This window comes from Microcoleus sp. K4-B3, from assembly GCF_036704615.1.
Lineage (GTDB): Bacteria > Cyanobacteriota > Cyanobacteriia > Cyanobacteriales > Microcoleaceae > Microcoleus.
The window spans coordinates 23159-49286 of the sequence record NZ_JAUBSF010000020.1 but is presented as its reverse complement, the minus strand read 5'-3'; the positions used below and the strand labels follow the sequence as shown (position 1 = coordinate 49286).

The 26128-nt window shown below is 44.8% G+C and carries 23 protein-coding genes, 1 tRNA gene and 1 pseudogene; 14 read left to right on the top strand and 11 right to left on the bottom strand.

Annotated features, from left to right (window positions below):
- Window positions 1–20: 20 nt before the first annotated feature.
- The 8 genes from QUA78_RS11910 (at window position 21) to crn3 (ending at window position 6728) form a co-directional block, all read left to right on the top strand.
- Window positions 21–149: a hypothetical protein gene (locus tag QUA78_RS11910; protein WP_333300913.1), complete on the top strand. Its 129-nt coding sequence runs from the start codon at window positions 21–23 to the stop codon at window positions 147–149.
- Window positions 150–378: 229 nt separating this feature from the next.
- Window positions 379–1782, top strand: coding sequence for a nicotinate phosphoribosyltransferase (locus QUA78_RS11905; protein WP_333300914.1), 1404 nt, complete (start codon window positions 379–381; stop codon window positions 1780–1782).
- A 139-nt stretch (window positions 1783–1921) separates the two neighbouring features.
- Window positions 1922–2521 carry a nicotinate-nucleotide adenylyltransferase gene (locus tag QUA78_RS11900; protein WP_333300916.1) on the top strand — a complete coding sequence of 200 codons (600 nt, stop codon included), beginning with the start codon at window positions 1922–1924 and terminating at the stop codon, window positions 2519–2521.
- Window positions 2482–3231 carry an NrtR DNA-binding winged helix domain-containing protein gene (locus tag QUA78_RS11895; RefSeq protein ID WP_333300917.1) on the top strand — a complete coding sequence of 250 codons (750 nt, stop codon included), beginning with the start codon at window positions 2482–2484 and terminating at the stop codon, window positions 3229–3231. Before QUA78_RS11900 ends, QUA78_RS11895 begins: the two co-directional genes overlap by 40 nt.
- Before the next feature lie 70 nt (window positions 3232–3301).
- Window positions 3302–3595 (top strand): isochorismate lyase, encoded by a 294-nt coding sequence (locus QUA78_RS11890; protein WP_333300919.1) that lies wholly within the window; start codon window positions 3302–3304, stop codon window positions 3593–3595.
- A gap of 89 nt (window positions 3596–3684) precedes the next feature.
- Window positions 3685–5415 (top strand): NAD+ synthase, encoded by a 1731-nt coding sequence (locus QUA78_RS11885; protein WP_333300921.1) that lies wholly within the window; start codon window positions 3685–3687, stop codon window positions 5413–5415.
- 7 nt (window positions 5416–5422) lie between these two features.
- Window positions 5423–6352, top strand: coding sequence for a DUF192 domain-containing protein (locus QUA78_RS11880; protein WP_333300922.1), 930 nt, complete (start codon window positions 5423–5425; stop codon window positions 6350–6352).
- 43 nt (window positions 6353–6395) lie between these two features.
- On the top strand, window positions 6396–6728 hold the full coding sequence (gene crn3 / locus QUA78_RS11875) for a CRISPR-associated ring nuclease Crn3/Csx3 (protein WP_190741266.1): 333 nt from the start codon (window positions 6396–6398) through the stop codon (window positions 6726–6728).
- A 480-nt stretch (window positions 6729–7208) separates the two neighbouring features.
- On the opposite strand, the gene QUA78_RS11870 is transcribed toward crn3, so the two are convergent.
- From QUA78_RS11870 to ndhL, 8 genes and pseudogenes are all read right to left on the bottom strand, one after another.
- On the bottom strand, window positions 7209–8081 hold the full coding sequence (locus QUA78_RS11870; RefSeq protein ID WP_333398810.1) for a transposase family protein: 873 nt from the start codon (window positions 8079–8081) through the stop codon (window positions 7209–7211).
- A gap of 378 nt (window positions 8082–8459) precedes the next feature.
- A complete protein-coding gene (locus QUA78_RS32850; protein ID WP_445302446.1) occupies window positions 8460–9701 on the bottom strand; it encodes an ATP-binding protein in 1242 nt (413 codons plus the stop codon).
- 162 nt (window positions 9702–9863) lie between these two features.
- Window positions 9864–10211, bottom strand: a pseudogene (locus QUA78_RS32845) (GAF domain-containing protein); the annotation flags it as partial.
- Between the two features lie 917 nt (window positions 10212–11128).
- On the bottom strand, window positions 11129–11404 hold the full coding sequence (locus QUA78_RS11860; RefSeq protein ID WP_333300928.1) for a hypothetical protein: 276 nt from the start codon (window positions 11402–11404) through the stop codon (window positions 11129–11131).
- A 688-nt stretch (window positions 11405–12092) separates the two neighbouring features.
- Window positions 12093–12725 carry a DUF6658 family protein gene (locus tag QUA78_RS11855; protein ID WP_333300929.1) on the bottom strand — a complete coding sequence of 211 codons (633 nt, stop codon included), beginning with the start codon at window positions 12723–12725 and terminating at the stop codon, window positions 12093–12095.
- Between the two features lie 675 nt (window positions 12726–13400).
- Window positions 13401–14198 carry a tryptophan synthase subunit alpha gene (gene trpA, locus QUA78_RS11850; protein ID WP_333300931.1) on the bottom strand — a complete coding sequence of 266 codons (798 nt, stop codon included), beginning with the start codon at window positions 14196–14198 and terminating at the stop codon, window positions 13401–13403.
- Window positions 14199–14580: 382 nt separating this feature from the next.
- The gene (locus QUA78_RS11845) at window positions 14581–14886 is read right to left on the bottom strand and encodes a DUF3007 family protein (RefSeq protein WP_333300933.1); all 306 of its coding nucleotides are present in this window, start codon (window positions 14884–14886) and stop codon (window positions 14581–14583) included.
- The gene (gene ndhL / locus QUA78_RS11840; protein WP_015179358.1) at window positions 14887–15102 is read right to left on the bottom strand and encodes an NAD(P)H-quinone oxidoreductase subunit L; all 216 of its coding nucleotides are present in this window, start codon (window positions 15100–15102) and stop codon (window positions 14887–14889) included.
- Between the two features lie 198 nt (window positions 15103–15300).
- Here ndhL and QUA78_RS11835 point away from each other — a divergent pair.
- Window positions 15301–15385 (top strand) — tRNA-Leu (locus tag QUA78_RS11835).
- A 257-nt stretch (window positions 15386–15642) separates the two neighbouring features.
- Here QUA78_RS11835 and QUA78_RS11830 read toward each other — a convergent pair.
- The 3 genes from QUA78_RS11830 to QUA78_RS11820 form a co-directional block, all read right to left on the bottom strand.
- The gene (locus tag QUA78_RS11830; protein ID WP_333300935.1) at window positions 15643–15816 is read right to left on the bottom strand and encodes a hypothetical protein; all 174 of its coding nucleotides are present in this window, start codon (window positions 15814–15816) and stop codon (window positions 15643–15645) included.
- On the bottom strand, window positions 15806–17581 hold the full coding sequence (locus tag QUA78_RS11825) for an ATP-binding protein (protein WP_333300936.1): 1776 nt from the start codon (window positions 17579–17581) through the stop codon (window positions 15806–15808). The genes QUA78_RS11830 and QUA78_RS11825 overlap by 11 nt, the downstream gene beginning before the upstream one ends.
- 236 nt (window positions 17582–17817) lie before the next feature.
- Window positions 17818–20532, bottom strand: a complete 2715-nt coding sequence (locus tag QUA78_RS11820) for a DNA methyltransferase (RefSeq protein ID WP_333398808.1) — start codon at window positions 20530–20532, stop codon at window positions 17818–17820.
- 164 nt (window positions 20533–20696) lie between these two features.
- Between QUA78_RS11820 and QUA78_RS11815 the strand changes: the two genes are divergently transcribed.
- The 5 genes from QUA78_RS11815 to ureC all read left to right on the top strand — a co-directional run bounded on the left by QUA78_RS11815 (window position 20697) and on the right by ureC (window position 25770).
- Window positions 20697–21572, top strand: a complete 876-nt coding sequence (locus QUA78_RS11815) for an urease accessory protein UreD (RefSeq protein WP_333303104.1) — start codon at window positions 20697–20699, stop codon at window positions 21570–21572.
- 162 nt (window positions 21573–21734) lie between these two features.
- Window positions 21735–22037, top strand: coding sequence for an urease subunit gamma (gene ureA, locus QUA78_RS11810; RefSeq protein WP_015179363.1), 303 nt, complete (start codon window positions 21735–21737; stop codon window positions 22035–22037).
- A 33-nt stretch (window positions 22038–22070) separates the two neighbouring features.
- A complete protein-coding gene (locus tag QUA78_RS11805; protein WP_333303103.1) occupies window positions 22071–22388 on the top strand; it encodes an urease subunit beta in 318 nt (105 codons plus the stop codon).
- Window positions 22389–22733: 345 nt separating this feature from the next.
- Window positions 22734–23861 carry a glycosyltransferase family 61 protein gene (locus tag QUA78_RS11800; protein ID WP_333303102.1) on the top strand — a complete coding sequence of 376 codons (1128 nt, stop codon included), beginning with the start codon at window positions 22734–22736 and terminating at the stop codon, window positions 23859–23861.
- 172 nt (window positions 23862–24033) lie between these two features.
- Complete coding sequence (gene ureC, locus QUA78_RS11795) at window positions 24034–25770, top strand: urease subunit alpha (RefSeq protein ID WP_333303101.1); 1737 nt, start codon at window positions 24034–24036, stop codon at window positions 25768–25770.
- Window positions 25771–26128: the final 358 nt, after the last annotated feature.

The following is a 26128-nucleotide window of genomic DNA, read 5'->3' as shown; positions in this document are numbered from 1 at the left end:
AGGTTTTAGGAATTACGCATTTGTGGGCGATCGACCTTTTGCTGGTAGATTTTTCCTTGCTCAACTCATGGAGTGGCGATCGCACTCCCGACGCTCAGAAACCGGGTTTTCTAACTCTGTTCGAGGGCTGCAACCAGATATTTTCGTAAAAAACCTGGAACGCTTGAGTGTTTGTGGTTAATTCCTGAGTTTGTTAAATGAGGTGTTTTTATGGATTCTACCATAATATCACGCCTCAAGCCACCTCAAATCTGCTACTCACCGCCGTACTCAAGGAATTATTCAGACAAATATCTGCAATCTTTATCAAAAATTTACAAAAAGATATGGTGTTAGTCACTATAATTAAAACAAAGAAATTTGTTCGGGGTTTTTCTTATGAAAACTACCACAGAAAGCTTGCAGCTCACAGGTTTTGAAGAAATCCAAGAAGACCGAGAACTGACTGTTTCCTCAGCAGATTACAGCCTTTTGACCGATCTCTACCAGCTAACGATGGCGGCTTGTTACGTTGGGGAAGGGCTCGACGGGCGGGCAGCGAGTTTTGAGTTGTTCGCGCGCAGGCTGCCAGAGGGTTTTGGCTACGCGATCGCGATGGGTTTGGCTCAAGTTATCGACTATCTGGAGAAATTTCGGTTTTCTCCGGCGCAAATTCAGGCTTTGCAGTCCACTGGGATTTTTGCAGGTGCCCCGGAGCGATTTTGGACTCTACTCGCCACAGCCCGCTTTACTGGCGATGTTTGGGCGGTGCCGGAGGGGACGGCGGTGTTTGCCAACGAGCCGCTGCTGCGAATTGAGGCTCCTCTGTGGCAGGCTCAGTTGGTGGAAACTTATTTGTTGAATGCGATAAATTATCAAACTTTGATTGCGACGCGGGCTGCGCGGCTGCGGGATGTCGCGGGCCCGGATGCTAAGTTGCTGGAATTCGGGACGCGCAGGGCTTTTGGGCCTCAAGCTGCTGTGTGGGCTGCTAGGGCGGCTCTGGCTGCTGGGTTCGACGGAACTTCTAATGTTTTGGCTGCTTTGAAGTTGGGCCGCAAACCTGTAGGTACTATGGCTCATGCTTTGGTAATGGCTGTGGCGGCTCTAGAAGGTAGCGAAAATGAGGCGTTTGCAGCTTTTCACCGCTGTTTTCCCGGGGCACCGCTGCTGATCGATACTTATAATACTGTGGCAGCGGCGCGGATGTTGGCCGATCGAGTAAATAGCGGTGAAATGCAGTTGGAAGGCGTGCGGCTCGATTCGGGCGATTTGGCGGTGCTGTCTCGGGAAGTGCGATCGCTCCTTCCGGGCGTTCCAATTTTTGCTAGCGGCGATTTGGACGATCGAGAAATTGCTAAATTAAAAAGTAGCGGCGCTTGCATTGACGGTTACGGTTTGGGAACGAAGTTGGTGAGCGGTTCGCCTGTGAACGGTGTTTATAAGTTGGTGGAAATTGACGGAATTCCGGTGATGAAGGAGGCAAGCGGCAAGGTAACATATCCAGGAAGAAAGCAAATTTTTAGACATATTGAAAATGGGCAAATTCTCGGAGATTGTTTGGGATTGTCCGGGGAAATTATTCACAATTGCGATTCTCAATTACCATTAATGGAGTTGGTTGTCAAGGATGGGAAACGAGTGCAGAACCATGAAAGTTTGGAGGATATTGCCAAACGAACTGCTGCTTCTGTCGCGAGTCTTCGAGCCGAAACTCGGCAACTCGATAACCCGATTTCGCCGCCGGTGGAAATTTCTCCAGATTTGCAGAGTCTCACCCAAAAAACGAAAAAGAGTCAGTAGTCAGTAGTCATTAGTCATTAGTCATTAGTGATTAGTCATCAGTCATTAGTCAACAGTCAACAGTCATCAGTCAACAGTCAACCGTCAACAGTCAACAGTCAACCGTCAACAATTCCCAATTACCCATTACCGATTCCCTATGCAGAAGATTGCTCTTTTTGGAACCAGTGCCGATCCGCCTACAGCGGGACACAAAACTATCCTGAATTGGCTTTCCCAAAATTTTGATTGGGTAGCAGTTTGGGCGTCGGACAATCCTTTTAAGTCGCACCAAACTTCTCTAAAACACCGATCGGCAATGCTGCTGTTAATCATTCAAGAAATTAATTCGCCGAGACACAATCTTTGCTTGCATCCAGAACTCAGCAGTCCGAGGACGCTAGAAACTGTGGAACAAGCAAGATTGCTGTGGCCGGATGCAGCTTTGACGCTGGTAATAGGTTCGGACTTGGTGGGGCAACTGTCTCGCTGGTACAAATTTGAAGAATTGTTAAAACAAGTGGAGTTGCTGATAGTACCGCGACCGGGTTATCCGTCAGAACAATTAGATTTGTGGCAGTTGAGGCGGATGGGTGCAGAGGTGGCGATCGCATCTTTAAATGCTCCCAATGTTTCTTCTACCTTCTATCGGGAAACAGGAGACAAGGAAGCTCTGACTCCGACCATCGAAGATTACATCAATAGGGAGCATTTGTACGCATGGCACGAGGCACAAAAAAGGGCGAAGGTTGCTCATTAGCTGACTTTAAAGTAGGAGTAGATAATGTGATTTTCTCCGTCGATGCCGTGCAGAACCGCTTGTTGGTGCTGTTGGTAATGCGGCAAGACGAACCGTTTATCGATTCTTGGAGTCTTCCCGGTACTTTGGTGCGGCACGGAGAGTCTCTTGAAAATGCGGCTTACCGAATTTTGTCTGAAAAAATTCGGGTAAAAAATTTGTATCTGGAGCAATTGTATACTTTCGGAGAACCGGGGCGCGATCCTCGGGAACTTACCAGGGGCGATCGCTATCTTTCGGTCAGTTATTTTGCTTTGGTTCGCTTTGAGGAAGCTGAGTTAATTGCTGGGAGTGTAGTGGCGGGTGTCGGCCACCGCGTCGGCGGCATTGCTTGGTATCCCGTGCAACAAGTTCCTAAGCTGGCTTTCGATCACAATCAAATTCTCGAATACGGATACCGACGACTGCGGAATAAACTTGAATACAGTCCGGTAGCTTTTGAAGTTTTGCCGGAGCTTTTTACTTTGAGCGATTTGTATCAATTGTATACAACTATTTTGGGAGAAAGTTTTTCTGATTATTCTAATTTTAGATCTCGATTGTTAAAATTGGGTTTTTTGTGCGATACCGGTGTCAAGGTTTCGCGGGGGGCTGGCCGCCCTGCTAGTTTGTACCGCTTTGATGCGGCCGCTTTTGCTCCTTTCAAAAATAAGCCGCTGGTGTTTATCTAGCTGTTCCTTGGATGACATTCGGGGATCAATTGAGTAACATTAGAAGAGAAGCTATTAAGGAGTGCGGGCTATGAAAGACCCTGATGAATGCGCTAATATTCACGAAGTTCGGGAGGAAATTGATATCATCGATCGAGAAGTGATCGACGCTTTGAGCAAGAGATTTAAATACGTCGTCGCGGCAGCAAGGTTCAAAACGAGTGAAGCTGGCGTTAGAGCGCCCGATCGCTTTCATGCTATGTTACAGCAGCGGCGCGAGTGGGCTTTAGAATCAGGTTTGAATCCTGATGTGGTTGAAAATATTTACCGGGATTTGGTAAATTATTATATTGACGAAGAATTGAAACATTACAAATCTGAGTAAAGTTTCCCTATATTCAAATCTAGGACTATAGGAAATCGAGTCCGCGCGGGCGGACTGTTAGCAATATTTATGGTAGTGATGCAGGTAATATGAAAATTGCGATCGCACAACTCAACCCTACGATTGGTGACATCTTTGGCAACTCCAACCTAATTCTGGAGGCTGCGAAAAAAGCGGAGGTTGAGGGCGCAAACTTATTGCTAACACCGGAACTTTCCCTGATCGGTTATCCGCCGCGCGATTTGTTGATCGATCCGAGTTTCATTGCAGCCGCAGGCGCACAGTTGCAGCAACTGGCGCAAGCTTTGCCGGCGGATTTGGCAGTCATAGTCGGCACTGCCGTACCTAATGCTAATGCTGTTCAACTCGGGGGAAAATCATTATTTAACAGCGCTGTTTTGTTGCAAAATGGTGCTGTAGAAAAAGTTTTTCATAAACGCTTGTTGCCTACTTATGATGTATTTGATGAAGATAGATATTTTGAACCGGGAGAAAACAGCAATTACTTTTCTATTGGCGAAGTCAAAATCGGCGTGACTATTTGTGAAGATTTGTGGAACAATGAGGAGTTTTGGGGTAAACGCAGTTACGCGGGCGATCCTGTTTCCGATTTGGCAAAATTGGGCGTAGATTTAGTGGTGAATTTGTCGGCATCGCCTTATTGTGCGGGGAAGCGGGGAGTGCGGTCGGCGATGTTGCAGCACAGCGTCATCCGCTGCGGGATACCGATTATTTACGCTAATCAGGTAGGGGGAAATGACGATATCATTTTTGACGGCAGCAGTTTTGCGGTGAATCGAAAGGGTGATTTGATTGAGGTATTAGCTTCTTTTGAAACTGATTTTGCGGTTCTGGAATATGACGCAGCTAAACCAGATTTAGTGGGCAGCCATCAGCAAAGTGCAGCAGGACTTGAGGCGGCGCCGCTGAGTTTTTATCCGGCGGTTGGAGATGCAGAAATTTGGGCTGCTTTGGTTTTGGGAGTGCGAGATTATGTTCGCAAGTGCGGTTTTTCTAAGGTTGTACTTGGTTTGAGTGGCGGGATAGATTCGGCTTTGGTGGCGGCCATCGCCAGTTGCGCGATCGGGCCCGAAAATGTTCTAGGGGTGCTGATGCCTTCTCCTTACAGTTCGGATCATTCGGTTAATGATGCTTTGGAATTAGCCCGAAATCTGGGCATCGCGATCGAACTATTGCCGATCGGCGATTTGATGAAAACTTACGATCGCACTCTCGCCGATTTGTTTGTCAATACAACTTTCGGGATTGCTGAGGAAAATATTCAATCGCGGATTCGAGGCAATCTGTTGATGGCAATTTCTAATAAGTTCGGACATTTGCTGCTTTCGACTGGCAATAAGTCGGAAATGGCGGTGGGCTACTGCACTCTCTACGGCGATATGAATGGGGGATTGGCGGTGATTTCTGATGTGCCGAAAACTCGCGTTTATTCGCTTTGTGGGTGGCTGAATTCTGGGAGGGAGAAGGTAAAAAATCAGACAGAGTCGGGAAAGGAAATTATTCCGGTTAATATTATTAGTAAAGCGCCGAGTGCTGAACTGAAACCGGGACAAATTGACCAAGATTCTTTGCCTGCTTACGATGTTTTGGATGAGATATTGCAGCGGTTTATCGAACATCACGAATCTGCCCAACAAATTGTCGCGGCGGGACACGATGAAGCGGTGGTGAAACGTGTAGTAAAATTAGTCAGGCAAGCGGAGTTTAAACGGCGGCAAGCAGCCCCGGGTTTGAAAATTAGCGATCGAGCTTTTGGTACTGGTTGGCGGATGCCGATCGCCAAAGTTTCCTCTTATTAAACGCAAAATGGTTAACATCGACGGTACTTTCGGCTTCAATTTTCTCCTGGGAACTCTCAGCAACGATACGATTAGAGGATTTGCGGGTAATGATACTGTTCAAGGTTTGGGGGGAAACGACCTAATTTTTGGCGATCGGGAAAATGATTTGCTAGCAGGAAATGAAGGCGCTGATACGCTGTCTGGCGGGCAGGGAAGCGATACAATCTATGGAGGACAAGAGTCGGATTGGATGTTTGGCGATCGGGGTAACGATTTGCTAATAGGCGGCGAAGGCGGGGATATCTTGACAGGAGGCGCGGGCGATGATTTATTTGTGATTGAAAGAACCGCCGCCGCATCTACTATTACAGAAGCTGATACAATCACAGATTTTGGCAACGGCAATGATCAAATTGTCTTGACTGAAGGCATGAAGTTTAGCGATTTGGAGCTTTCTGTTTCCGATAACCAAACTGTTATGAAAGATAAAAACTCTGGTAATTATTTAGGAGTTGTTTCGGGAAATTCTAATCTGACTGAATCAAACTTTATATCGCTGTTTGGCGGAATAGATAGGGGTCAGGTTTTGCCAATTTCGGTTAACACGATTATAGCCGATAGCGCGATCGGACTGGAAGTGGCGCAAACTCCCCAAGAACAAGCAACAGGTTTAATGTTTCGGACAGAATTACCCGATGACAGGGGAATGTTTTTCCCGATCGAACCCGCGCGAAACGTGCGTTTTTGGATGAAAAACGTGTTGATTGAACTCGATATGGTTTTTCTGCGGGAAGGCGTCGTGCAGGCGATAATTCCTAACGTACCGCCGTGTTTGAGCGAAACCTGCCCCAACTACGGCCCGGATGTTCCCGTTGACGGAGTTATTGAACTCAGAGGCGGAAGGGCGGCCCAATTGGGACTCAAGGTGGGCGATCGGATTCCCAATTTACCCTAAAAGGTATATGATTTTATCGCAGCATTCAACTTTTGTGCATCCAATGAACCCTATTGAATTAAAAATAATCCCCAATCAAACTCAAGATGGTTTAGCTTACCAACATTTGCGCTTGCGGATTACAACTCAAGACGGTATTATCACACCCGATGATTTACAAGGTTTGAAACTTCCTCAAGATGTTCAATTAAGCCAAGGAATTGTCATTGAAGGTAGAGGAGCGATTTGGCTGTACGGGTATTTAGTGCACGAATGCCATCCTGCGGCTTGGGTTGGATGTTACGATCCGCGATTAGAAGGTGCGGTGGTAGTAGCGACACACAAGCACGAGGTATCTGTTGGACAGGTATTAAAATTGAGTTTGCCGAGTGATTAAATTAGATTGTTTTGGGTAAATTAACCGCAATATTTGTAGGGGCGGGTTTTACGAACAATCTGTAATTCACATATCCACAATATTTATAAACCCGCCCTGTCCCTATGTAATTTTTATTTGTAATAACTCCTATGTTGCACGATTCTCAAGAACAGGCTTTCCGGCCTATTCCACAAAAATTCAATTTTCTGGTGGGGTGGGCATCCTGCGCGCCCTAAAAGGATTATTAGACCTCTCCGCAAATTACAGGTTCCTTATACAGCTTATGTTTTAGCCAATATTACTAGACGGTGATCGATTAAAATAAGGAACGATAACATAAGGGTTTGAGAAGTTTTTGTTTAATAAAGCTAAAAGTTTTGAGAAACGTAGCCCGAATTTAATCAAGTTTGACACCCGGCTAGGCGTTGCCCAATTTTTAGTAAATCTAACCTTTTAAGCCTGAGTCTAACTAATCCACATACTGTTAAAATTACCGATTTATATCGAGAACGAGCCAGCCGGAATTTTTCGCTCGGCAACTCGGAATATCTTCAGCTTACCAATCAGATGTTCAACTACTATTCTTTGGCTTGACAACTCTTTATTACTTAACAATTGATTTTCCGTAAGTTCACCGTTTCTAGGTTTTTTAGTAGGAGTAGTAATTGCCCCTTCTCCTACATAAGCTTTATCTCCTAAAAATTTTTGGGTAAGGTCAAATTTATCTTTGTTCATTCGGAACAAATTGAGATCACTTGTTTTGCCAAGTTCTCCTACAGTTACATCAATAATATCCGTCCCGTCCGGTAAAACAATTAATTGGTTTTTTAGAGTGTGCATCTTCTTTTTACCCGAGTAATACTTTTTTTGCTCTTGATAGTCTACAGGTCTTGCTGTAGGCTGCTCTTCGCTGTCTACTATTAATTGATATTCGGTCAATTTTTGGCGGAGTTCTGCATAAGCAATTAGGTCATTTTCTACTTCTTCTATCTGAGATGCTGGTAAAATTTCTCTGAGGATTTCACTCCAGTAATGAAAAGCGTCATTAGCTTTGGTTTTAGAAACATCAAAGAGTAATCCTAAGATTTCAAATATCGGCTGTTGTCTTAAATATACTAAGCATAAACAAACCCCGGTGTCAGCCAACATTCCTGGTTTTCTGCCACCACCAGCGAGATTAATCCGTACTTTATTTAATTCAATCTCTTCTTGCTTCTGTTGATGCCGGATTTGGGCCAGAGCTACTAAACTAAAAAACTGGTCATACTCAATCCCAATTAATCGTTTAGCTTCCGAGGGATGTTCTTGAATCCGTTTTAAGGGGCTAGTCATACTTATGGGGCAGTTAAATTTATTGAATGTTTCTATCATACTCCCTTATTTATATTAAGGATAGGTCTATTGAGAATGGTGCAAGATGTGAGTAATAACCTACTTAGTATCGCGCGATCGCCCAAAAAACCTTTAAGTTTAACTATAACAACACTTCGGACACTTTCAGGGTTCCCGTATGGGCGCTTATTCCCGGTTTCTACGAATTTTTGCGTCTAGTAACGAGAAATATAGGAAGAAACCCATTTTCATCAGTCAGTATGCGTGCAGGACTAATACCCGCACTCGCCCACAAAGAAACATTTATAGGACTTGCGCAAGAGAGCAATTTTTACATTATTTGTGGAGGTAAGGTGCGCACTTCGCACCCTACAGATAGTGTCTGTGCCTAAGTCCTGATTTAATTTTAATTAAAGTTTATCCTTTCACAGGCAAAACGATCGCAAACTCAGTGCCAATTCCTAGCTCCGCATTCACCTCAATGCTTCCGCCATGTTTTTCGACCGCAATCTGGTGGACAATTGCCAACCCCAATCCAGTTCCTTTGCCGACACCTTTCGTCGTGAACAAATGGTCGAATATCTGCTGTTTCACTTCCTCTTTCATCCCGATGCCGTTATCAGCAATTTTAATTTTAATGTGCCCTTCGCCCAGTACATCAGTGCAAATGGTGATGCGGTTGGGATTGGCGGCAATTTCACTAAAACTGCGTCCTACATTTGACTCTTCTAAGGCGTCGATCGCATTGGCAAGCAGGTTCATGAAAACTTGATTTAATTGACCGGGAAAACATTCGATTTTAGGGAGATTACCGTATTTAGTCCTCACTTCGATCTGCGGGCGGTTTTCGTTTGCTTTGAGGCGGTGTTTCAAAATTAAAATAGCGCTATCAATGCCGTCGTGAATATTAAAAGGAACTTTGTAGTCTTTGTCGCCTCGGGAGAAGGTACGCAAACTGGTGCTGATGCTGCAAATGCGATCGCACCCGACTTGCATTGAATCAATCATCTTTGGTAAATCTTCCAAGAGATAATCGAGGTCTATCTCTTCGGCGTGGTCTGCCATTTCCGACTTCGGTGCAGCGGAGCGATACAATTTTAAGTGTTCTATCACATCTTCTAAACTCCTTTTAGCTTCATTTAAATTGCCAGAAATAAACCCAATCGGATTGTTAATTTCGTGGGCGACTCCGGCGACTAAATTGCCCAAAGCAGACATTTTTTCGTTTTGCACGAGTTGAAGTTGCGCTTGCTGTAAATCTTTTAAAGTTTGTTCAAGCTGTTGGTTTTGCTCTTGCAAAAGTTCCGCGGCTCGCTTGCGATCGGTGGCATCAACACCCAAACCAATAATCCCGATCGTCTCACCCTGGCAATTTTTGAGCTGCACTTTCGTGATTTCTAAATAGTGTAGTTGGCCGTCAACTAATCTGAGAATTTCGCTGGAGTAATGCGGCAAATCTTGGGCAAGGCAGGCGGCATCTGAAAGCATACAGCCCGCTGCATCCTCTCCCATTATATCTTTGTAATGATCGACAGCTAGGAAAGCGCTCACAGGCACGCCCACATCTTGAGAAAAGGTTTTGTTCAAAAACTGTACTTTACCACTGGGATTAACCATCCAAATCCAAATCGGAGCGACATCAATAATCGCTTGGAGCATTTGTTTCTGATCTGCAAGCTGAGCTTCGGTCCGGCTGGTTTTTGCTAGCGATCGCTCTAATTGTTGGTTGTAATCCTGATATTTTTTATACAGCAGAGCATTTTGCAAACAGATGGCTGCCTGGGAACACAGGAGATTGATAATTTGCAGGCGATCGCGGGTAAAAACTCTTGCGGTTAAACGATTTTCCAGATACAAAATGCCGACTAAGTTGCCTCGATCGAGAATCGGCCAACATAACACGCTCTGCGGTTCGTATTGGAGGATGTAGGAGTCGGAATCCCAATCACATTTTTGAGCGATGTCCCGAACAATTACAGGTTTCAACAATTTTTTAACGCAGTCAACAATTTTGAGGGGCAAAATATCGCTGTTTTCATCGAGTTTTGCAGATGATAACTCGATCGCCCGCTCGACTCCAGAATTGTCGATCGCGCTTGTAGCAGCGATTTCCCATTGATTGCCGTTTGGCAAAATCAGCGCTGCTTTGTCAGCTCCTGTATTTGTCATCGCCAGTTGCATCAGTTTGGCAATCAGCCGATCGAGCTCTCTTTCACTAGAGAGCGCTTGACAAGCCTTTAGCAGAGTTGAAAAATTTCCGAAATCTGAGACGCTCGCCGACACAGAGGGATGAATAGATGGATGGAGCGATTGATTTTGCTTGACAGGGATTGCGCAAGTTGTTAATGGATTTGCAGCGAGTTTTGGTGGCTCCAAAATCGGTTCCAACAATTGAGGATAGCATTTTTCTAAGTCATCTATTTTGGCTCGATCTCCCCAGCGGACATAGCAATCATAGGCATCTATCATGTAGACTCGCGCAATTTTTTCTCTTCCCAATGACAGGTAAAACTTAGCAGCGAGTTCGCAGGCAAGAGCTTCTTCATTCAAATATTCGTTAGCTTTAGCTCCGGTAATAGCTCGATCGTACAGTTCCATTGCTTCTGCTGTCTGCCCCAAAACGCGGAGCCATTCTGCCTCAACCAGATCGAACTTGTGTTGGTAATTGAGCGGGGTATGGTGCGCGAATTCTTTGAGTTTTTTCTGACTAGCCGCAACCCGCTTAAGGATTTGTTGGCGCTCCGTCGGTGCAGCACCTGCATAAGTTGCCAAATGTGCCAGCGAATCGTAAAAGTCGTGCATCATCGTTACTAGCATCGAAACACAATTCCTCAGATAAGGTTTGCCTCCATTTCCCATGTCGATTGGCTTCGGATTACGGCTCGAATATATCCCGAATCCGTCGCCTCTTTTTGCTCAATTTTCTCCCCCTAAGTCTGGTCGGTAACAGTCAAGATTAATTCAAATATTAAGAGGTTTCATATATTTGTAAATAAGTGGGCTTCGTTCTAGTTCGTCGAGAATGTCTGTTCGCTGGAGGACTATTCGAGCGATGCAATTAACGAGGGCTGCTTTACTCTATCGTATTATCGGAGTACCGCGCCGCGAAAAATTTCCGCGACAAAGACGTAACTGCGGGCGTAGGGTTTTATAATGCGCGCAGCAATTGTGCCGGGAATATCGAGATTTTTGACCGTCGCGCGCCGGTTGCGAAACTGCAAGAGTTTGCTACAACCGGGTTGCCGGTCAAGATGGCGCGCGCCCCGATCGACAGCCCTTCCAGAATCGGTGTACGATTGCGCGATCGCATCAGATCCAGGCATTAGTGCAGTCAAATCTACTACATCTACTGTTGCGTCCATATCGGCTGACCTCAACTCCGACATTAGCTTGACAAAACTTAATGTATCTATCTTAGGGCATAAGCACCATAATTTTAGATCTGACGATCAAAAATTATAATTATCTGTTAATGAACAATATTTTATACCTTGGCGAGCGGGGTTGGAGCCTTTTAGTTACGTATAAGTTTCTGCGACTAATCTCAAATGCGGTTAAATAAACGCGAAAGACCGTATAAACACGGCAGTATCGTGTCTAGAAAAATACAATGTGTAATTAATTTAATTTTATATAGCTCGATCGACCCAAATTTCCGCTACTATAGGGAAAAATTTTTAGCTTAAAACTTCAAAATAAAATCTATACAAATAATAATAGAATCGTCGTGAAATGAGTAGCACTTCAGTCCCGCCTAGAAAAAGACAGGGCCGTTTTATTCTGCTGAAACCCGCCCTGCACTCTACTTCTGGGCTAATAGCCATCGCAGGGGTTAAAACCGAAATCAAATAGTAATATGCAGTAATATGCAGTCGTCTTCAGAGGACTATAGCTAGATTCCGACAGGGATTAAAACCCCTGTCGGAATCTAGCTTCCAGAGAAGGAAACAGCGTTATTTGAGATTAGTCGATCGCGTCTGCCACTCGTTGAGTTCTGTCAATATCTCGATGCACTTTCTAGGAAATATTGTTCGAGGCATCTTCAGCGTTCTATCTTGCATCTCGTGCTGCATCATTGATATTTTCTTGGCCGCCGCTGGTATTATATCTCAGAGACTCCGTACCCTCTGCTGCTCTTTCTTTTGCTCCCTGGGTAGCTTCTTTAACAATATCTTTTGCTCCCTTCAAGCCTTCGCGAGTGTTTTCTTTAAGATTAGCAAAGCCTTGTTTGGTTTTGTCGCCAAAGTCATCAGCTTTCTGCTGAGCCGTGCGAGCATCGTCCTTCACCTTTTCACCAACTTGGTTGAGTTTGTCAGATGCGTCATCCCCTACCCGTCGCACGTTTTCGCCTACATTATTGCTAGATTTGGTATCGATGCGGTGCTGCGCTTGCTCTTTGAGAAGCTGAGCTTTTGCTTCTGTTGTTGTCATCTTTTTGTTTCTGGGATCGACATCGGGGTATTCGTTCATGCCGCCTTTGTATTCGGAAGTTACAGCCCCTGAAGGCACTTCTTCTCTAATTTGGTCGGCAGTTTTTCCTTTTCCTGTCATCACATCAGTTTTTCCTGCGATCACATCAGAGCGAGTGCAAGCCGTGCTCACTAATACTAAAATGCCAGCCAGAAACACTGTTAAAATTTGTACAGCTCGAATTTTTTTCAGAAATGCAGTTAGTCTCTTCATAAAAATGCTCCTTTCTATTGTGATATGCTCAAATGCCTGGTGGCTTTGTATATGGCTAGCATTACAAAATTAGCCACTTAAACACTTTTTTAAGTATAGGAATAGAAACCGGAGCTTTTCATCTATCCCAAGTTACATTCCTCAAGTTATAGCAGAAGGAACAAGGAACAAGAAGGAACAAGGAAGCAATCGACCATTGTCAATCTTATACCAATTATTAAAAGTCGCAGTTCCCCGCGCCGGAGAAGGCCCTGTGTCCATTTGTATCAACAATCGCCTGAAAACTTTGATAAATCTCGCTTTAACGCCTGGCCAGCTCCGCCTCGCATCCCCCTTAAGAAAGGCGACTGTGAGAGAGTGGACTGTTGTACCCTTAAGAATGGGGCGCCCGGGCGATCTATGCCTAATCGTCAAACAGCATTCTGGCACTACATTTTGCCTTAAGTTGACAGGATGAAAGGCAATGCCATTTCCCTACTTGGCTGCGCGTTTGGTTGTCTGTGCGCGCACTAGGTTGAGATGTTTGGCGTTTTAAGCTCAAAAAAAACCTTCCGGTCAGGAACCAGAAGGCAGTGGATGTATGATCTCAAGTACAACAAGGTCTTTAATCGCAATTGTCGCCGCACATCCCGATCGCACACATCTGTCTAATGGCTGAAAGTATGTGCACAGTTGCTAAACATTTTGAATCGCTGTTTTTAAACTCTTGCAGAATTCGCCTATCGCCTCTAAACCCTGTTCTGGAGTCCCTTCAGCCAAGCGTTTCACAAAAGCACTGCCAACAATCGCAGCGTCTGCACCCCATTCTTTGACTTGGCGAGCGTGTTCGGGCTTCGATATACCAAACCCGACGCCGATGGGTTTGTCGGTGATGCTGCGGAGTTCTTGCAGCAATTCTTTTGCTCGTGTTTCTAAGCCTTCGCGCACTCCCGTAACCCCCGTGACGCTGACCAAGTAAATAAATCCTTGAGACTCCCGAGCGATCGCTTCTATGCGACTTTTGGGACTTGTCGGAGCAACTAATAATGTTAGTTCAATCCCTAATTTGTTGGCAGGTTGGATGAGACTGTCGGCTTCTTCTAAGGGCAAGTCTGGGACAACCAACCCCTGAACTCCGGCACTTTTGATTTGCTGCAAAAAGGTTTCTATACCTCGGTACAAAATCGGGTTGTAGTATGTGAAGAGAATGATGGGCGATCGCAAATTCGGACTAACTTTCGCTACCATTTCCAGCACCGCATCTAACCGCGTTCCCCGCTGCAGGGCCCTAGTAGCGGCGGCTTGAATCACTGGCCCGTCAGCTAGCGGGTCAGAATAGGGAACGCCAAGCTCGATCGCATCTGCACCGTTATCATCCAAAATTTGCAGTGCTTTAGCCGTTGTCTCCAAGTCTGGGTCGCCAGCAGTAATAAAAGGAATCAATGCACATTGATGGTTCTTGCGCAACGTTTCAAAACAATTAGAAATAGTCATTAGTTATTAGTTATCAGTCATTGGTCATCAGTCATCATATGATGTCCGCTCGATCGACCGCAATCAAATTCGTTTGTAGTGAGGAGTGAGGGCTGAAGCCCTCATAAAAGTCCGAGGACTTCACTCCTCACTACAAACGTGATAACGGTTATTTTACCGGACGCGATATCAGCCATCAAATCAGTCCCCAGTCATTAGTGAGAGAGTTTATTACTAATGACTGAGTAGGTCATTGCAAAAAACAATCGTATCTTGTAGGGTGGGGTTGAGCCAGGAGCTATGATAAAAACGAGTTATCAAGTGCAAAACCCCCCATCCCCATCTAATGTTTATTTGTACCCAGCTACTTAATAACTAATGGCTGAGGGCTAAGGACTATTGACTAATTATCTTTTTCTTGCTCAATTTCGGCTTGAAGTTTGGCTAATTCTTCAGGAGTGAGCTCATCGAGTCGCTTCTGCAAAACAGCTTCTTTGTACTCTTGCAGTTGCTGACTGTAGGTCATACTTTGAGTAAGTGCTCGAAATAAATAAGTCACCAGCCAGCCAATCAAGCCGGCGACCAAAAACAACTGACTCCAAATTCCTGCATTCATACTGTCGAGTCCGGCAAATTGCAGTAGCAAGTAGACAAACCCACCTGCTATAAAAAAGCCGAGACTGATTCCAATTACGTCAATACGTCGCATTTAGGCTTCTATCTGCCGCCGTTTGGGCCGAAAATTCAAAAAGGGAGCTAGGAGAAACATACCTGGGAAGAAAAAGAACATCAAGAAGTACATGAAGCCGCGCTCAAAAGAGGTGGCCACGTACCAGCGGCTGTTCAGGTAAGCGTAGGTGGCCGCGGGTACTACCAGGAGGTAGGTTCCTGCCAAGACGGCGTAAAGCAGTAAGGTAATATACATAGATTTGCTTTAGGGGAACAATAACACGGGTAAGTCGGTTGACACGCTCCGTTAGCTGGTTAACTATTGTACCGCTTGGGGAGATGCAGCGCGACTTTTGGGAATTTTTTGATTAGGGGTTGCGTAAATTGGGGTTTTGGCTGTAGAATAAAAGGCTGTTGTTGTTAATGGCTCAAAACCACAGCAGCTTGACCAAAGGGGGGCGTGGCGGAATGGTAGACGCTACGGACTTAAAATCCGTTGACCCGAAACGGTCGTGTGGGTTCAAGTCCCTCCGCCCCCATCCATTTCAATCCTTTGTGATATCAATTCTGGTTGCACCGGAATGATTGTTGACTGTTGAATGTTGATATCGTTTCCGGTTGCACGAGCGACATGATATAGAGGACACGGCTTGGCCTAAGTCCCTACAATTAATTTGGGTAGGGACTTAGGCCAAGCCGTGTCCTCGGTATCATTCTGATGCAACCGAAAACGATATGATTCAACGGTTTCAGATTTATTGTCACCAAGAATTCTGTTTTCCGCTCAATTTTCGCGCTAATGGTTTTCTACTATGTCTAAAAGCGCCTCTATATCTGCCAAGTTCGCCCCCGACTTTTTACGTCGGGTCTTCAACTGGTTGAGCAAGTCGGCTGGTGTGGGAAATTGGGCGACGGTGGGAACCGATTTTTTATGTTCATCCCGATCGCCCCGCGTGATATTACGCAGCAACTGGCAAAGTAATCACAAATTCCGTGCCCTGTCCTATTTGAGAATTTACCTCAATTTTGCCTTGATGCTTGGCAAGGATTTGATAGGAAATAGCCAATCCTAATCCAGTACCTTTGCCGATCGACTTGGTAGTAAAAAATGGGTCAAATATCTGTTGGGCACTGGCGGACGCAATTCCGGGCCCGTTATCCCGAATCTTGACGGTGACAGTATTGTCGGCCGTAACTTCCGTGCTAATCCAAATGGTTGGCGAATACCCTTTGTCTCCCTTTTTCACCTCCTCCAACGCATCTATTGCATTGCCGATCACGTTCATAAATACTTGATTGAGTTGGGCTGGATAGCACTCAATCGCAGGCAACTTGCCGTATTGTTTAATAACTTGAATACCTTGTTTGAGACGATGATTGAGAATTACGAGGGTGCTATCAATTCCTTCGTGAATGTCGGCTGATTTCATTTTTCCGTCGTCCGATCGCGAAAAATTGCGCATGGATACGACAATTTCCCGAATGCGATCGGCTCCCATTTTGATTGAAGAGAGGGTTTTTGGTAAATCTTCTCTGAGAAATTCGAGTTCAATGTCTTCGATGCGTTCTAGAATGGCATCTGGTGGGTTTGGATAGGATTGTTGATAGAGAGTTACCAAACCTGTCAAATCTTCGATGTATTGGTTGGCATAGTCAATGTTGCCACCGATGAAGTTGACGGGATTGTTGATTTCGTGGGCTATCCCTGCAACCATTTGACCCAGAGAGGACATTTTTTCGGTTTGAATTAATTGGGATTGAGTTTCTTTGAGTTCTTTTGTATACGCGCTAACTCGCTGAATCAATTGATTGAAAGAGACCGCTAAAACTCCGATTTCGTCGTCGGTTGTGACTGGCACTTGCAGGTTAAAATTCGATTCGCGAGCGACTTGCTGAGCGACATTAGTAAGGGTTTCGAGGGGTTGGGCGATCGCGCGGCTGGTTTTGTCAGCCAGCGCGACGGCGATGAGCGCTGAAATTAGCATACTCCCGAGAATAATTCGGTTGCGCAAAACTTCAGCTTCTTCTAATGCTTTGATTCCTTGCTGCTTGTGAATTTGTACTGTAGAAATTAGCTCGGTTAAACGTTGAGCAAGGTGATCTAGTACGATCGCCTCTTGGCCGCTGCTAGTCCTCAACATTTGTAGCTGTGCGGACTCGATGCTGTTGGGCGACAAATTCCCAACTTCCGCATCTTTTAACTGCAATTTAATTAGCTGACCGTAGTAATCAATGACGAGGGCAGATTTCTTCAATATAGCCTGCAATGCTGCCTCTTCTGTTGCTAGTCTATCGGGATTTTCTCGTGCGAAAGATTCTATTTCTGAAATCAGGATTTTCGCCTGATGGATTTGCCCGAAAAACCGATCCTGTTCGTATTGCAGCCCCACCGTATTTCCCAAAACGACTGGCAATCTCGCCGCGTGCGATCGGGCTTCAAATACAGTATTTTGCAAATTTTGCAGCAGTTGCTGCTGCTGTTGGGCAACATTCACCTGAACTAAAGCTTGCTTGCGAAAGTAGTCTCCCAATCTCAGTCCCGCACCAGTTCCCAAAATCGCTATGCCGATAGCTAAAGCATAGCCATAGCTAATTTTTTGGCCGATCCGCAAATGGTTGCATTCTGCCTTTAGCCCAGTTAGATTAATAGTTGAAGTTTGTAACAAATGTTTTTGAGCATAGTGTTCTTGCTCTACCTTGCTATTTTGGGACTGACTGTGGGTAAATAATAACATGGGAAGTTCCTCCCAAACAAATTAGGAGTAATGGAGCGAAGAAAAGCAGAATGCACTTATGCTGAAGGCGGAAAGCAGTTTTGAGTGTTTAATTTGGAATTTGGAAATCTTTAACTCAAAACTTAACTCTTCCCCTAGTATCTCTGTTTTTATACTAGAGTGTTTGTGATCTATATCAACAATTTATGTGATTATACGCAGATTTACAACATTTATGGTAACAACGATTAGTATTTTTAGTCAGTTGGGACACAAGGCCCAACTACGGGTTCTCCCCGTTTTTCTTTTTCTGCCAGTTCTAGGTTTAATTCCAGCACTTTTGCTAAAATATCGTCGCTGTCAGTAAATCCGTAAGCTTGCATTACTTCGCGATCGAGCTTAGTATGAAGTTTAGAAAGTTGACTTGTTGGTTCTTCAAAAAATTTATTGTAAAGTTGAGTAATTCCCCACTGCTTTGCGGACATTTGTTGAGTGCGGTATTGATGCAATTCGACCGCCGTTGCCCGAATTTCCTCTACTGATTGACAAGTCGGTGTCTGGGGAAAGGGGAAAGTTTCAAAGCAGGTATTGTGGGTGTATGCGATATCTCCTTTAAGAGTTGATTTTTGAGCGTGCATCCAAATTCGGTGAATGTTAGATGAGAGAATGCCGAGAATATAAAAGTCTTCTGAGGCAACAACTACTGATTTGTCCCCTGGCAGCCAACTAACGGGAGCGGGAATGAAGACAGCCCACTTTGAGACTCTCGGTACAGTGAAGTAGTGAGATAAAGGGGCGATCGCCTTTCTCATTGCTGGTCGTTTTTCGCCATATTTCCACCAATTAATTTTAGTTACTTCTCTGCGGTTTTTATCCCGTTCTCGCTTGACATGAGCTTTCACATACTCAAAAGGCAGCACATATTCACTCGCTTCTTCAATGCTCATATCATTGAAGTCAATAATCCAACGTTCCGGCATACCGTTAGGATTCTTTGCTAGATTTGCACCCATTGAAAAAAGTTTAATAACCTCTTGATTTTGAGCATTTTCTTTAATCCAATCATTAACCTGCTGTTGACTAACAATAAATCCCATTCCGACTGGAATTACACCTTGAAAGCATTTGTTTGAGTTCGCTGACAACTGGGCAGCTTGAGAAACATCAATCGTAGCTTGCAGCGAAGAGTTAATACTTGAAACCACGAGATTATCTAAATAGTAAACTTTCGGCTTTTCCTTGCTCCAGTTAATCAAACTAACATGAACCTTAGCTTCCCCCGACCAAGGCTGAGTAGAAACGGCTGCATAAATGTGACCGCCATTTTGCGCGACATAATCTAAAGCAGCAGCACGACTTTTACCTTGACTAATTGAATTAGTAGCAACTAAACCAGCCCTGCCATTTAGTTCTAAATTATTGTGAGCAATGCGAAACCAATAGGAACAAAAATCCACCGAATCTTTCACATCGGGAAAGCGTTTAAACACGCGGTCAATATATTCATCTCCCAGGGCAACCCTCATGTGCTTTCCGCCTAAAAACGGAGGATTCCCGATAATCGCGTCAGCCTTTACCCAATCAGTAAATAAAGCATCAGCACAGACAATATTTTTATCCAAAGTATCTAAAGGCAGAGAAGGTTCTTTCAATCCCAAATTGTCGATCGCCACCTTGCGGCCAATCATCAGCGTCACCCGCGCCAACTCCACCGCAAACGAGTTAATATCCATGCCGTAAAATTGCTGCGGCGTGACTAAATTCATATAACCTCTTGTACCGTCGAACTCGTTTAGCTTATCTAAAAGTAACTTTTCAACTTGCTTGAGTTCCTGATAAGCTACATACAGAAAATTACCCGAACCACAAGCCGGATCTAGGACGCGATAGCGACCTAATTCTTGGTGCAGATTTTGCAGTTTAGCTACGGTATTTGCAGCGTTAATTCGCTCTTCCCAGTAATAGCTAATTGTGGGCAGAACAATGCGGCGAATGTCTCCCTCAGTAGTAAAGTGAATCCCGTAAGCGCGGCGCTGTTTTTTATCTGTTTTCAAAGCCGATTCAAAGATATTGCCAAAAATAGAAGGGCGTACCTGACTCCAGTTTTGTTCGGCACAAACTTCTAATATTTTCAACTCTCCCTGTTGCAGTTCAATGGGGTGTATTTCCGAAAATAATCCGCCGTTGAAATACTCGACTCCTTCATAACGTCCTGCGGGCGTGACTCCCTGCTGATTCATTGCTTGAAATAAGCCGCCCAAGACATCATAAGAACTTGCTCCTTCCAGACAATCTTTGACGCAGCGAGTAAAGAGTGCAGGCGGCAAAAGTCCCCTATCTTCGGCAAACATTGCTAAGACGCATTGCAACACAAATCGCTGTGCCTGAAACTGATTAAATTTAGCAAATTTGCGCTCTTTGCCACGTTCGATTAGCATTTCCAGCAGCATCCCCATTCTGCTAGCAGCTTTTTCGGTAATCTCGACTTGGTTGTTTTTGAATATGGGGCGGCGGCTGGTAGATTCCATGAAGGCAAAAGCGGGCGATCGCGCGGGCAATTGCTTTAGGGATATAATGTCTACAGGCTGATCCGGCTGAAGGTCGAAATCGTAAATGTGAAACTCGTCAAAATTGCACATCATCACGTAGCGCGGGCGATCGTCTTTTTTGAGGCGAATATAATAGCGTTCTGTTTGGGTGCGGTGTTCTCTTTTAGTCAAATCTTCACCGCGCTTTTTCATTTCAATCAAAACGTGCTTTTTCCACACCAAATCCGCAAATCCCATTTGACCTTTTTTGCTACTTTTCTCTATGCGTTCCTCATAGGTTGCGCCTGCTTCTAATGCCCCATCGTGGCCGAAAGCCCGAAAGAAGCGGTCTAAAAATACCTGTGCTTGTCCTTTTTCATCGCCTGTAATGTGTTGCTGGCAGTAGGTAACGAATTTCTGGAGGCTTTCAGGGGTGGCTGGCATGGGAGGATAATTTAAAACGCATATTAATTAGTATAATCTGCTATCTTGTATTATTGTTATCTTTTGTCATAGGCCGCCTGGGAATTAATTCCCTGGCGGAATGTTGGGTAGCGGGTAGTAATACTATATTTTTGATAATCTTTATTATTAAATCCTAAAAATTTGTGATTCAAAAATCGACTGACACACCTACAAATAACATTCAAACTGGATGGCACGGTCGCCTGGATTTAGCCTATGCCAACCGCAGCGGCGCAACTCAAATCATTCACAATCAAATGCAAGCGCCCCTCAAGGTGCAGCGTCCGTTTTATCCTGAAGGGAAAGAGATTTGTCACAGCGTCATCTTGCACACGGCTGGCGGAGTTGTTGGGGGCGATCGACTTTCCAGCCATTTTCACCTTCAACCCAACGCCAAAGCCTTGATTACCACGGCCGCCGCTGGTAAAATCTATCGCAGCAGCGGACTAGAATCACAACAAAACATTGACATTCAGCTAGATATCGGTGCAAATTTAGAATGGCTGCCACAGGAAACAATAGTTTTTGACGGCGCAATATATCGGCAAAATTTGCGGGTAGAATTAGCACCAACAGCGAGGATTTTACTGTGGGAAATTACCCGATTTGGACGCAGTGCTAGGGGCGAAAAGTTCTTGTCTGGAGAATGGCAATCGCACACCGAAGTCTGGCAACAAAACAGCCCTTTATGGATTGACAGACAATTGCTCAAAGGTGGAGAAAAAATGCTCGAAAGTCCTCACGGTCTCGCAGGAAAACCCGTAGTCGCCACCTTGGCTTGGATAGGCGAACCCGTCACCACAGAGTTCGTGGAAAAAGTGCGAGATTTGCCATCTGAAGCAACAATTTATCCTGGTAATTCCACCGTCGGCGTGACTCGTATTCCTAACGGTTTACTGTGCCGATATCGCGGTACATCCACAACCGCAGCTAGAGACTGGTTTGTCAGCATTTGGCAGTTGCTGCGCTTGTCTTTTTCACAACGCCCTTGCTGTTTGCCCAGAGTTTGGATAAAATAGGATGATCTTTGAGTTTCAATGTATAGTTGCCCTCCTAACTAGATTATTCATCTCTCTCTTCTCTTCCTCTGCGCCCTCTGCGCCCTTTGCGGTTTAATCATTCAGAAACAACCGCAAACGATATCATAACCAAATAATGCGATCGCACTTACAAGAATAAAAATGCAACTCACCCCCCAAGAAAAAGACAAGCTGCTGATTTTCACCGCCGCCCTGGTAGCAGAGCGCCGGAAACAAAGAGGTTTAAAATTAAACTATCCAGAAGCACTAGCCTACATTTCCGCCGCGATTTTAGAAGGAGCAAGAGATGGTCTCACCGTCGCAGATTTAATGAGTTACGGGACAACTCTCCTAACGCGGGAAGATGTGATGGAAGGGATACCAGAAATGGTGCATGAAGTGCAGGTTGAGGCGACTTTTCCCGACGGAACTAAGTTGGTGACAGTGCACGATCCGATTCGTTAAATATTTAACCGCAGAGACTCGCAGGAGATAGACATGATTCCGGGAGAAATGATTGTTTCAGCAGGCCAAATAGAATTAAATGCCGATCGCCCAACGGTGCGGATGCTGGTAGCAAATACGGGCGATAGACCCATTCAAGTCGGTTCCCACTATCACTTTTATGAGGCAAACGAAGCCTTAGAATTTAATCGAGAACAAGCAAAAGGAATGCGGTTGGATATCCCAGCAGGTACAGCAGTCAGGTTTGAGCCGGGAGATGAAAGGGAAGTTCAATTAGTACCGTTTGTTGGTAGCCGTCAAGTCTACGGCTTTAATGGAAAAGTGGACGGTCATCTGGATGCTGAAGTATGAAGCCCGAAGGTAGTTCGCGATTGTTGAATTTTGAAACTGGTATAACTTTTTAACTTAAAATTTATACCAGTTTCAAAAAATAATGCAACAACTGTAGTCAAGATCCACACTATGATAGTGATCGGCCATCCCCAATCTCCAATCCCCAATCGAAAATGGTATCACTTCCAGCCCTACGCATGGAGAGTGGCAAAGCAATCTCAAAACTTTTTCTCTGCCTTCTGCATAAGTGCCTTATGGCTTTCTTTTGTTAGTTCAATCTCAGACTTTTGAGCGAGTTAAAATCGGCAGTTGGCGATCGACAATGGTTGTTAAAACTGCCAACACATACAGCCAAAGCGCGTGATGAACCCAAAATTGGTTGACCAGATAAAACAGAAATTGAAGCAGAGCTTGCTGGCAACATCGAGGCGTGTCTGGAGAACCCCGTTAGACCGACGCACCAGCATCAAATTGTTAGATGACAGCATCATTTACAAAAAGCAGCACCCACCTATCAATATACCCGCATTAGCCTCGGTAAATAAAGTGCCTTCTCGGTTTTTTGCCACGGAAAAAACCGTGTCTTTTGACCCAGATTATGTGTGGAAGATTTCCCGGAGTGAAAAAATAAATTCTCTAACTATTTGTACGTCGGGCAACACGCTGCTGAATAACAAGTTGCTTTTAGACTTGGATTTTCGGATTAGCGGTGCGGGCATTCTGGAATGGCCTTACAAACCCAACCAAATTACCTATCCGCTGGTAGTTGCTCCTTGGTCGCATTTGTGGTGCAGTTATTACGATTATGTCATTTTTGTGCTGGCTAAACTTTGTCGAATTGAGGAGGCTTTAGGTAAGGAAATTTGGCAAGAAGCTAAAATTTGTTATCCTTTACGGCATACTGATTTTGAGTTGGGCTTTATGACGAAACTCGGTATTCCTGAAAGTTCCCTAATCGACACTCGGGCTAGAGATACGGGATATCATGCAGAAAGTGCGGTGGTGGGAAACAATCAAGACTGGTATTTTCCCAGTCCTTACGATATAGAGCTTTTGCGTAGAAAATTCGGTCTTCAGGAAAAGGTAAAGCCTTATAGAAAACTTTATCTGTCTAGAAGTGGCCGGCGCCAGGTAAAAAATGAAGTACAAGTGCGCGAGGTTTTGAAAGAATTTGATTTTGAAATTTTGGAAGATATATCGCGCACTGTTGATGAACAAATTCGTCTGTTTGCAGAAGCAGCGGTGGTTGTAGGCCCTCACGGGGCTGGTTTTACAAATTTGCTGTGGTGTCAGCCGGGAACGAAAGTATTGGAATGCTTTTATGGAGGCTACACTCCGCCATATTTCTATTACATTTGCCAGCTATTAGGATTAGAATACTCCCGTATGGTTGAGGACAGCAATGAATCGGAAGATTGGAGTTTAATTGGCATGGATATGACGGTGGATGTGGAGGTTTTGAAAAGGGAAATCAAGAAAATGCTGGAGTAAACTTGCCCTCTCATACCATTTTCGATTTTAGATCTGAAAGAATTGATGCCTATCAGGGTTTAAAAGTTGCCTAAAATTGCATTTTTTTTACTGGTTTCAGATTGAGGAAGTCGGCACGTAGTATAATTAAAGTTAATCTCAACTGCTAACTAAAAAAATATTAGGAGCGAGCATGAGTTACAGAATGGATCGCCGCGCTTACGCGGAAACTTTCGGCCCGACTACAGGCGATCGCGTCCGATTAGCCGATACAGAATTATTCATTGAAGTTGAAAAAGACTTCACAACCTACGGGGATGAAGTTAAATTTGGCGGTGGCAAAGTCATTCGCGACGGCATGGGACAGTCGCCTATTTCTAATGCTGACGGCGCTGTTGACACGGTGATTACTAATGCTTTAATATTAGACTGGTGGGGAATTGTTAAAGCAGATGTCGGCATTAAAGACGGCAAAATTTACAAAATTGGTAAAGCCGGAAATCCTTACATTCAAGATAGGGTAGATATTATTATCGGACCCGGTACAGAAGTAATTGCTGGTGAAGGGATGATTCTTACGGCGGGGGGAATTGACAGTCACATTCACTTTATTTGCCCGCAACAAATAGAAGTGGCGATCGCCTCCGGCATCACTACAATGATCGGCGGCGGCACTGGCCCTGCAACGGGTACAAACGCGACTACTTGTACTCCCGGGCCTTGGCATATGTACAGGATGCTGCAAGCAGCCGACGCTTTCCCGGTAAATCTAGGATTTTTAGGTAAAGGAAATAGCAGTCAACCTCAAGGATTAGTCGAACAAGTTTTTGCTGGTGCAATGGGTTTGAAACTCCACGAAGATTGGGGAACTACGCCAGCAACAATTGACACTTGTTTGAGTGTCGCTGACGAGTACGACGTGCAAGTTGCAATTCACACCGACACTCTCAATGAAGCGGGATTTGTAGAAGCCACAATTGCCGCATTTAAAAATCGAGCTATTCACACTTACCACACCGAAGGTGCTGGCGGCGGACACGCACCGGATATTATTAAAGTCTGCGGTCAAGCTAATGTTTTGCCTTCGTCAACTAACCCGACTCGCCCTTACACTGTCAATACTTTAGAAGAACATTTAGATATGTTGATGGTTTGCCACCATTTAGATCGGGGCATTCCTGAAGATGTCGCTTTTGCTGAGTCGAGAATTAGAAGGGAAACTATTGCTGCTGAGGATATTTTGCACGATTTAGGTGCGTTTAGTATGATTTCTTCTGACTCGCAGGCGATGGGAAGAGTTGGAGAGGTGATTATTCGGACTTGGCAAACGGCTCATAAAATGAAGGTTCAAAGGGGAAATTTACCCCCCCTAACCCCCCCTTACCAAGGGGGGGAAACAGAGGGGATTAACGACAATTTTCGGGTGAAGCGGTACATTGCAAAATATACAATTAATCCGGCGATTACTCACGGAATTAGTCAGTATGTCGGTTCGGTGGAAGAGGGAAAGTTGGCGGATTTATGTTTGTGGCGATCGGCTTTTTTTGGGGTGAAGCCGGAACTGGTAATTAAAGGAGGGGCGATCGCCTACGGGCAGATGGGAGATGCTAACGCCAGCATTCCCACGCCGCAACCGGTGCATATGAGGCCGATGTTTGGCAGTTTTGGCGGTGCGATTGCGGCGACTTGTCTGACGTTCGTTTCCCAAGCTGCGCGCGATCGAGATATTGCCGCACAGCTCGGTTTACAAAAGCCCGCTGTAGCAGTTTCCGGGACGCGGCAAATTAGTAAAAGAGATATGAAACTCAACGATTATTTGCCACAAATGGAAGTCGATCCAGAAACTTATGAAGTGAGGGCGGATGGGGAATTGTTAACTTGCGAACCGGCAACAGTTTTGCCAATGGCTCAGCGGTACTTTTTGTTTTAACCGATTCTACAATCATGTAGGGACGGGTTTTACCAACTGTCTATGTCTACAACTAACGATCTCCTAAACCCGTCCCGCTCTAATTAAACTTAGTTAATTCGAGAGGGGATTTATTGTTAGAAAACTTGAGCGATCGCAGTATTAAACCCTTACAAACAAACCAAAAGTAAAGCACAATATTCACCCCACTTAACAACTTAGGAATCCCTCAACCAAACTGGAAATTGCCTCATTTTTCCAGGGAAATGCTTCCGCAAAAAATGCCAAAAATAATAAACCAACGCCACTTACTAACAAAAAGTATGGCGTTGATTTTATTTGCCTCCTAAAAATTAATCCATAAACTGCCGCAGCAACA

Coding starts and splice junctions, on each gene's coding strand:
- QUA78_RS11905 (WP_333300914.1), top strand. CDS start 379: ATGAAAACTACCACAGAAAGCTTGCAGCTCACAGGTTTTGAAGAAATC.
- QUA78_RS11900 (WP_333300916.1), top strand. CDS start 1,922: ATGCAGAAGATTGCTCTTTTTGGAACCAGTGCCGATCCGCCTACAGCG.
- QUA78_RS11895 (WP_333300917.1), top strand. CDS start 2,482: ATGGCACGAGGCACAAAAAAGGGCGAAGGTTGCTCATTAGCTGACTTT.
- QUA78_RS11890 (WP_333300919.1), top strand. CDS start 3,302: ATGAAAGACCCTGATGAATGCGCTAATATTCACGAAGTTCGGGAGGAA.
- QUA78_RS11885 (WP_333300921.1), top strand. CDS start 3,685: ATGAAAATTGCGATCGCACAACTCAACCCTACGATTGGTGACATCTTT.
- QUA78_RS11880 (WP_333300922.1), top strand. CDS start 5,423: ATGGTTAACATCGACGGTACTTTCGGCTTCAATTTTCTCCTGGGAACT.
- crn3 (WP_190741266.1), top strand. CDS start 6,396: ATGAACCCTATTGAATTAAAAATAATCCCCAATCAAACTCAAGATGGT.
- QUA78_RS11870 (WP_333398810.1), bottom strand. CDS start 8,081: ATGATAGAAACATTCAATAAATTTAACTGCCCCATAAGTATGACTAGC.
- QUA78_RS32850 (WP_445302446.1), bottom strand. CDS start 9,701: ATGCTCCAAGCGATTATTGATGTCGCTCCGATTTGGATTTGGATGGTT.
- QUA78_RS11860 (WP_333300928.1), bottom strand. CDS start 11,404: ATGGACGCAACAGTAGATGTAGTAGATTTGACTGCACTAATGCCTGGA.
- QUA78_RS11855 (WP_333300929.1), bottom strand. CDS start 12,725: ATGAAGAGACTAACTGCATTTCTGAAAAAAATTCGAGCTGTACAAATT.
- trpA (WP_333300931.1), bottom strand. CDS start 14,198: ATGACTATTTCTAATTGTTTTGAAACGTTGCGCAAGAACCATCAATGT.
- QUA78_RS11845 (WP_333300933.1), bottom strand. CDS start 14,886: ATGCGACGTATTGACGTAATTGGAATCAGTCTCGGCTTTTTTATAGCA.
- ndhL (WP_015179358.1), bottom strand. CDS start 15,102: ATGTATATTACCTTACTGCTTTACGCCGTCTTGGCAGGAACCTACCTC.
- QUA78_RS11825 (WP_333300936.1), bottom strand. CDS start 17,581: ATGTTATTATTTACCCACAGTCAGTCCCAAAATAGCAAGGTAGAGCAA.
- QUA78_RS11820 (WP_333398808.1), bottom strand. CDS start 20,532: ATGCCAGCCACCCCTGAAAGCCTCCAGAAATTCGTTACCTACTGCCAG.
- ureA (WP_015179363.1), top strand. CDS start 21,735: ATGCAACTCACCCCCCAAGAAAAAGACAAGCTGCTGATTTTCACCGCC.
- QUA78_RS11805 (WP_333303103.1), top strand. CDS start 22,071: ATGATTCCGGGAGAAATGATTGTTTCAGCAGGCCAAATAGAATTAAAT.
- QUA78_RS11800 (WP_333303102.1), top strand. CDS start 22,734: ATGAACCCAAAATTGGTTGACCAGATAAAACAGAAATTGAAGCAGAGC.
- ureC (WP_333303101.1), top strand. CDS start 24,034: ATGAGTTACAGAATGGATCGCCGCGCTTACGCGGAAACTTTCGGCCCG.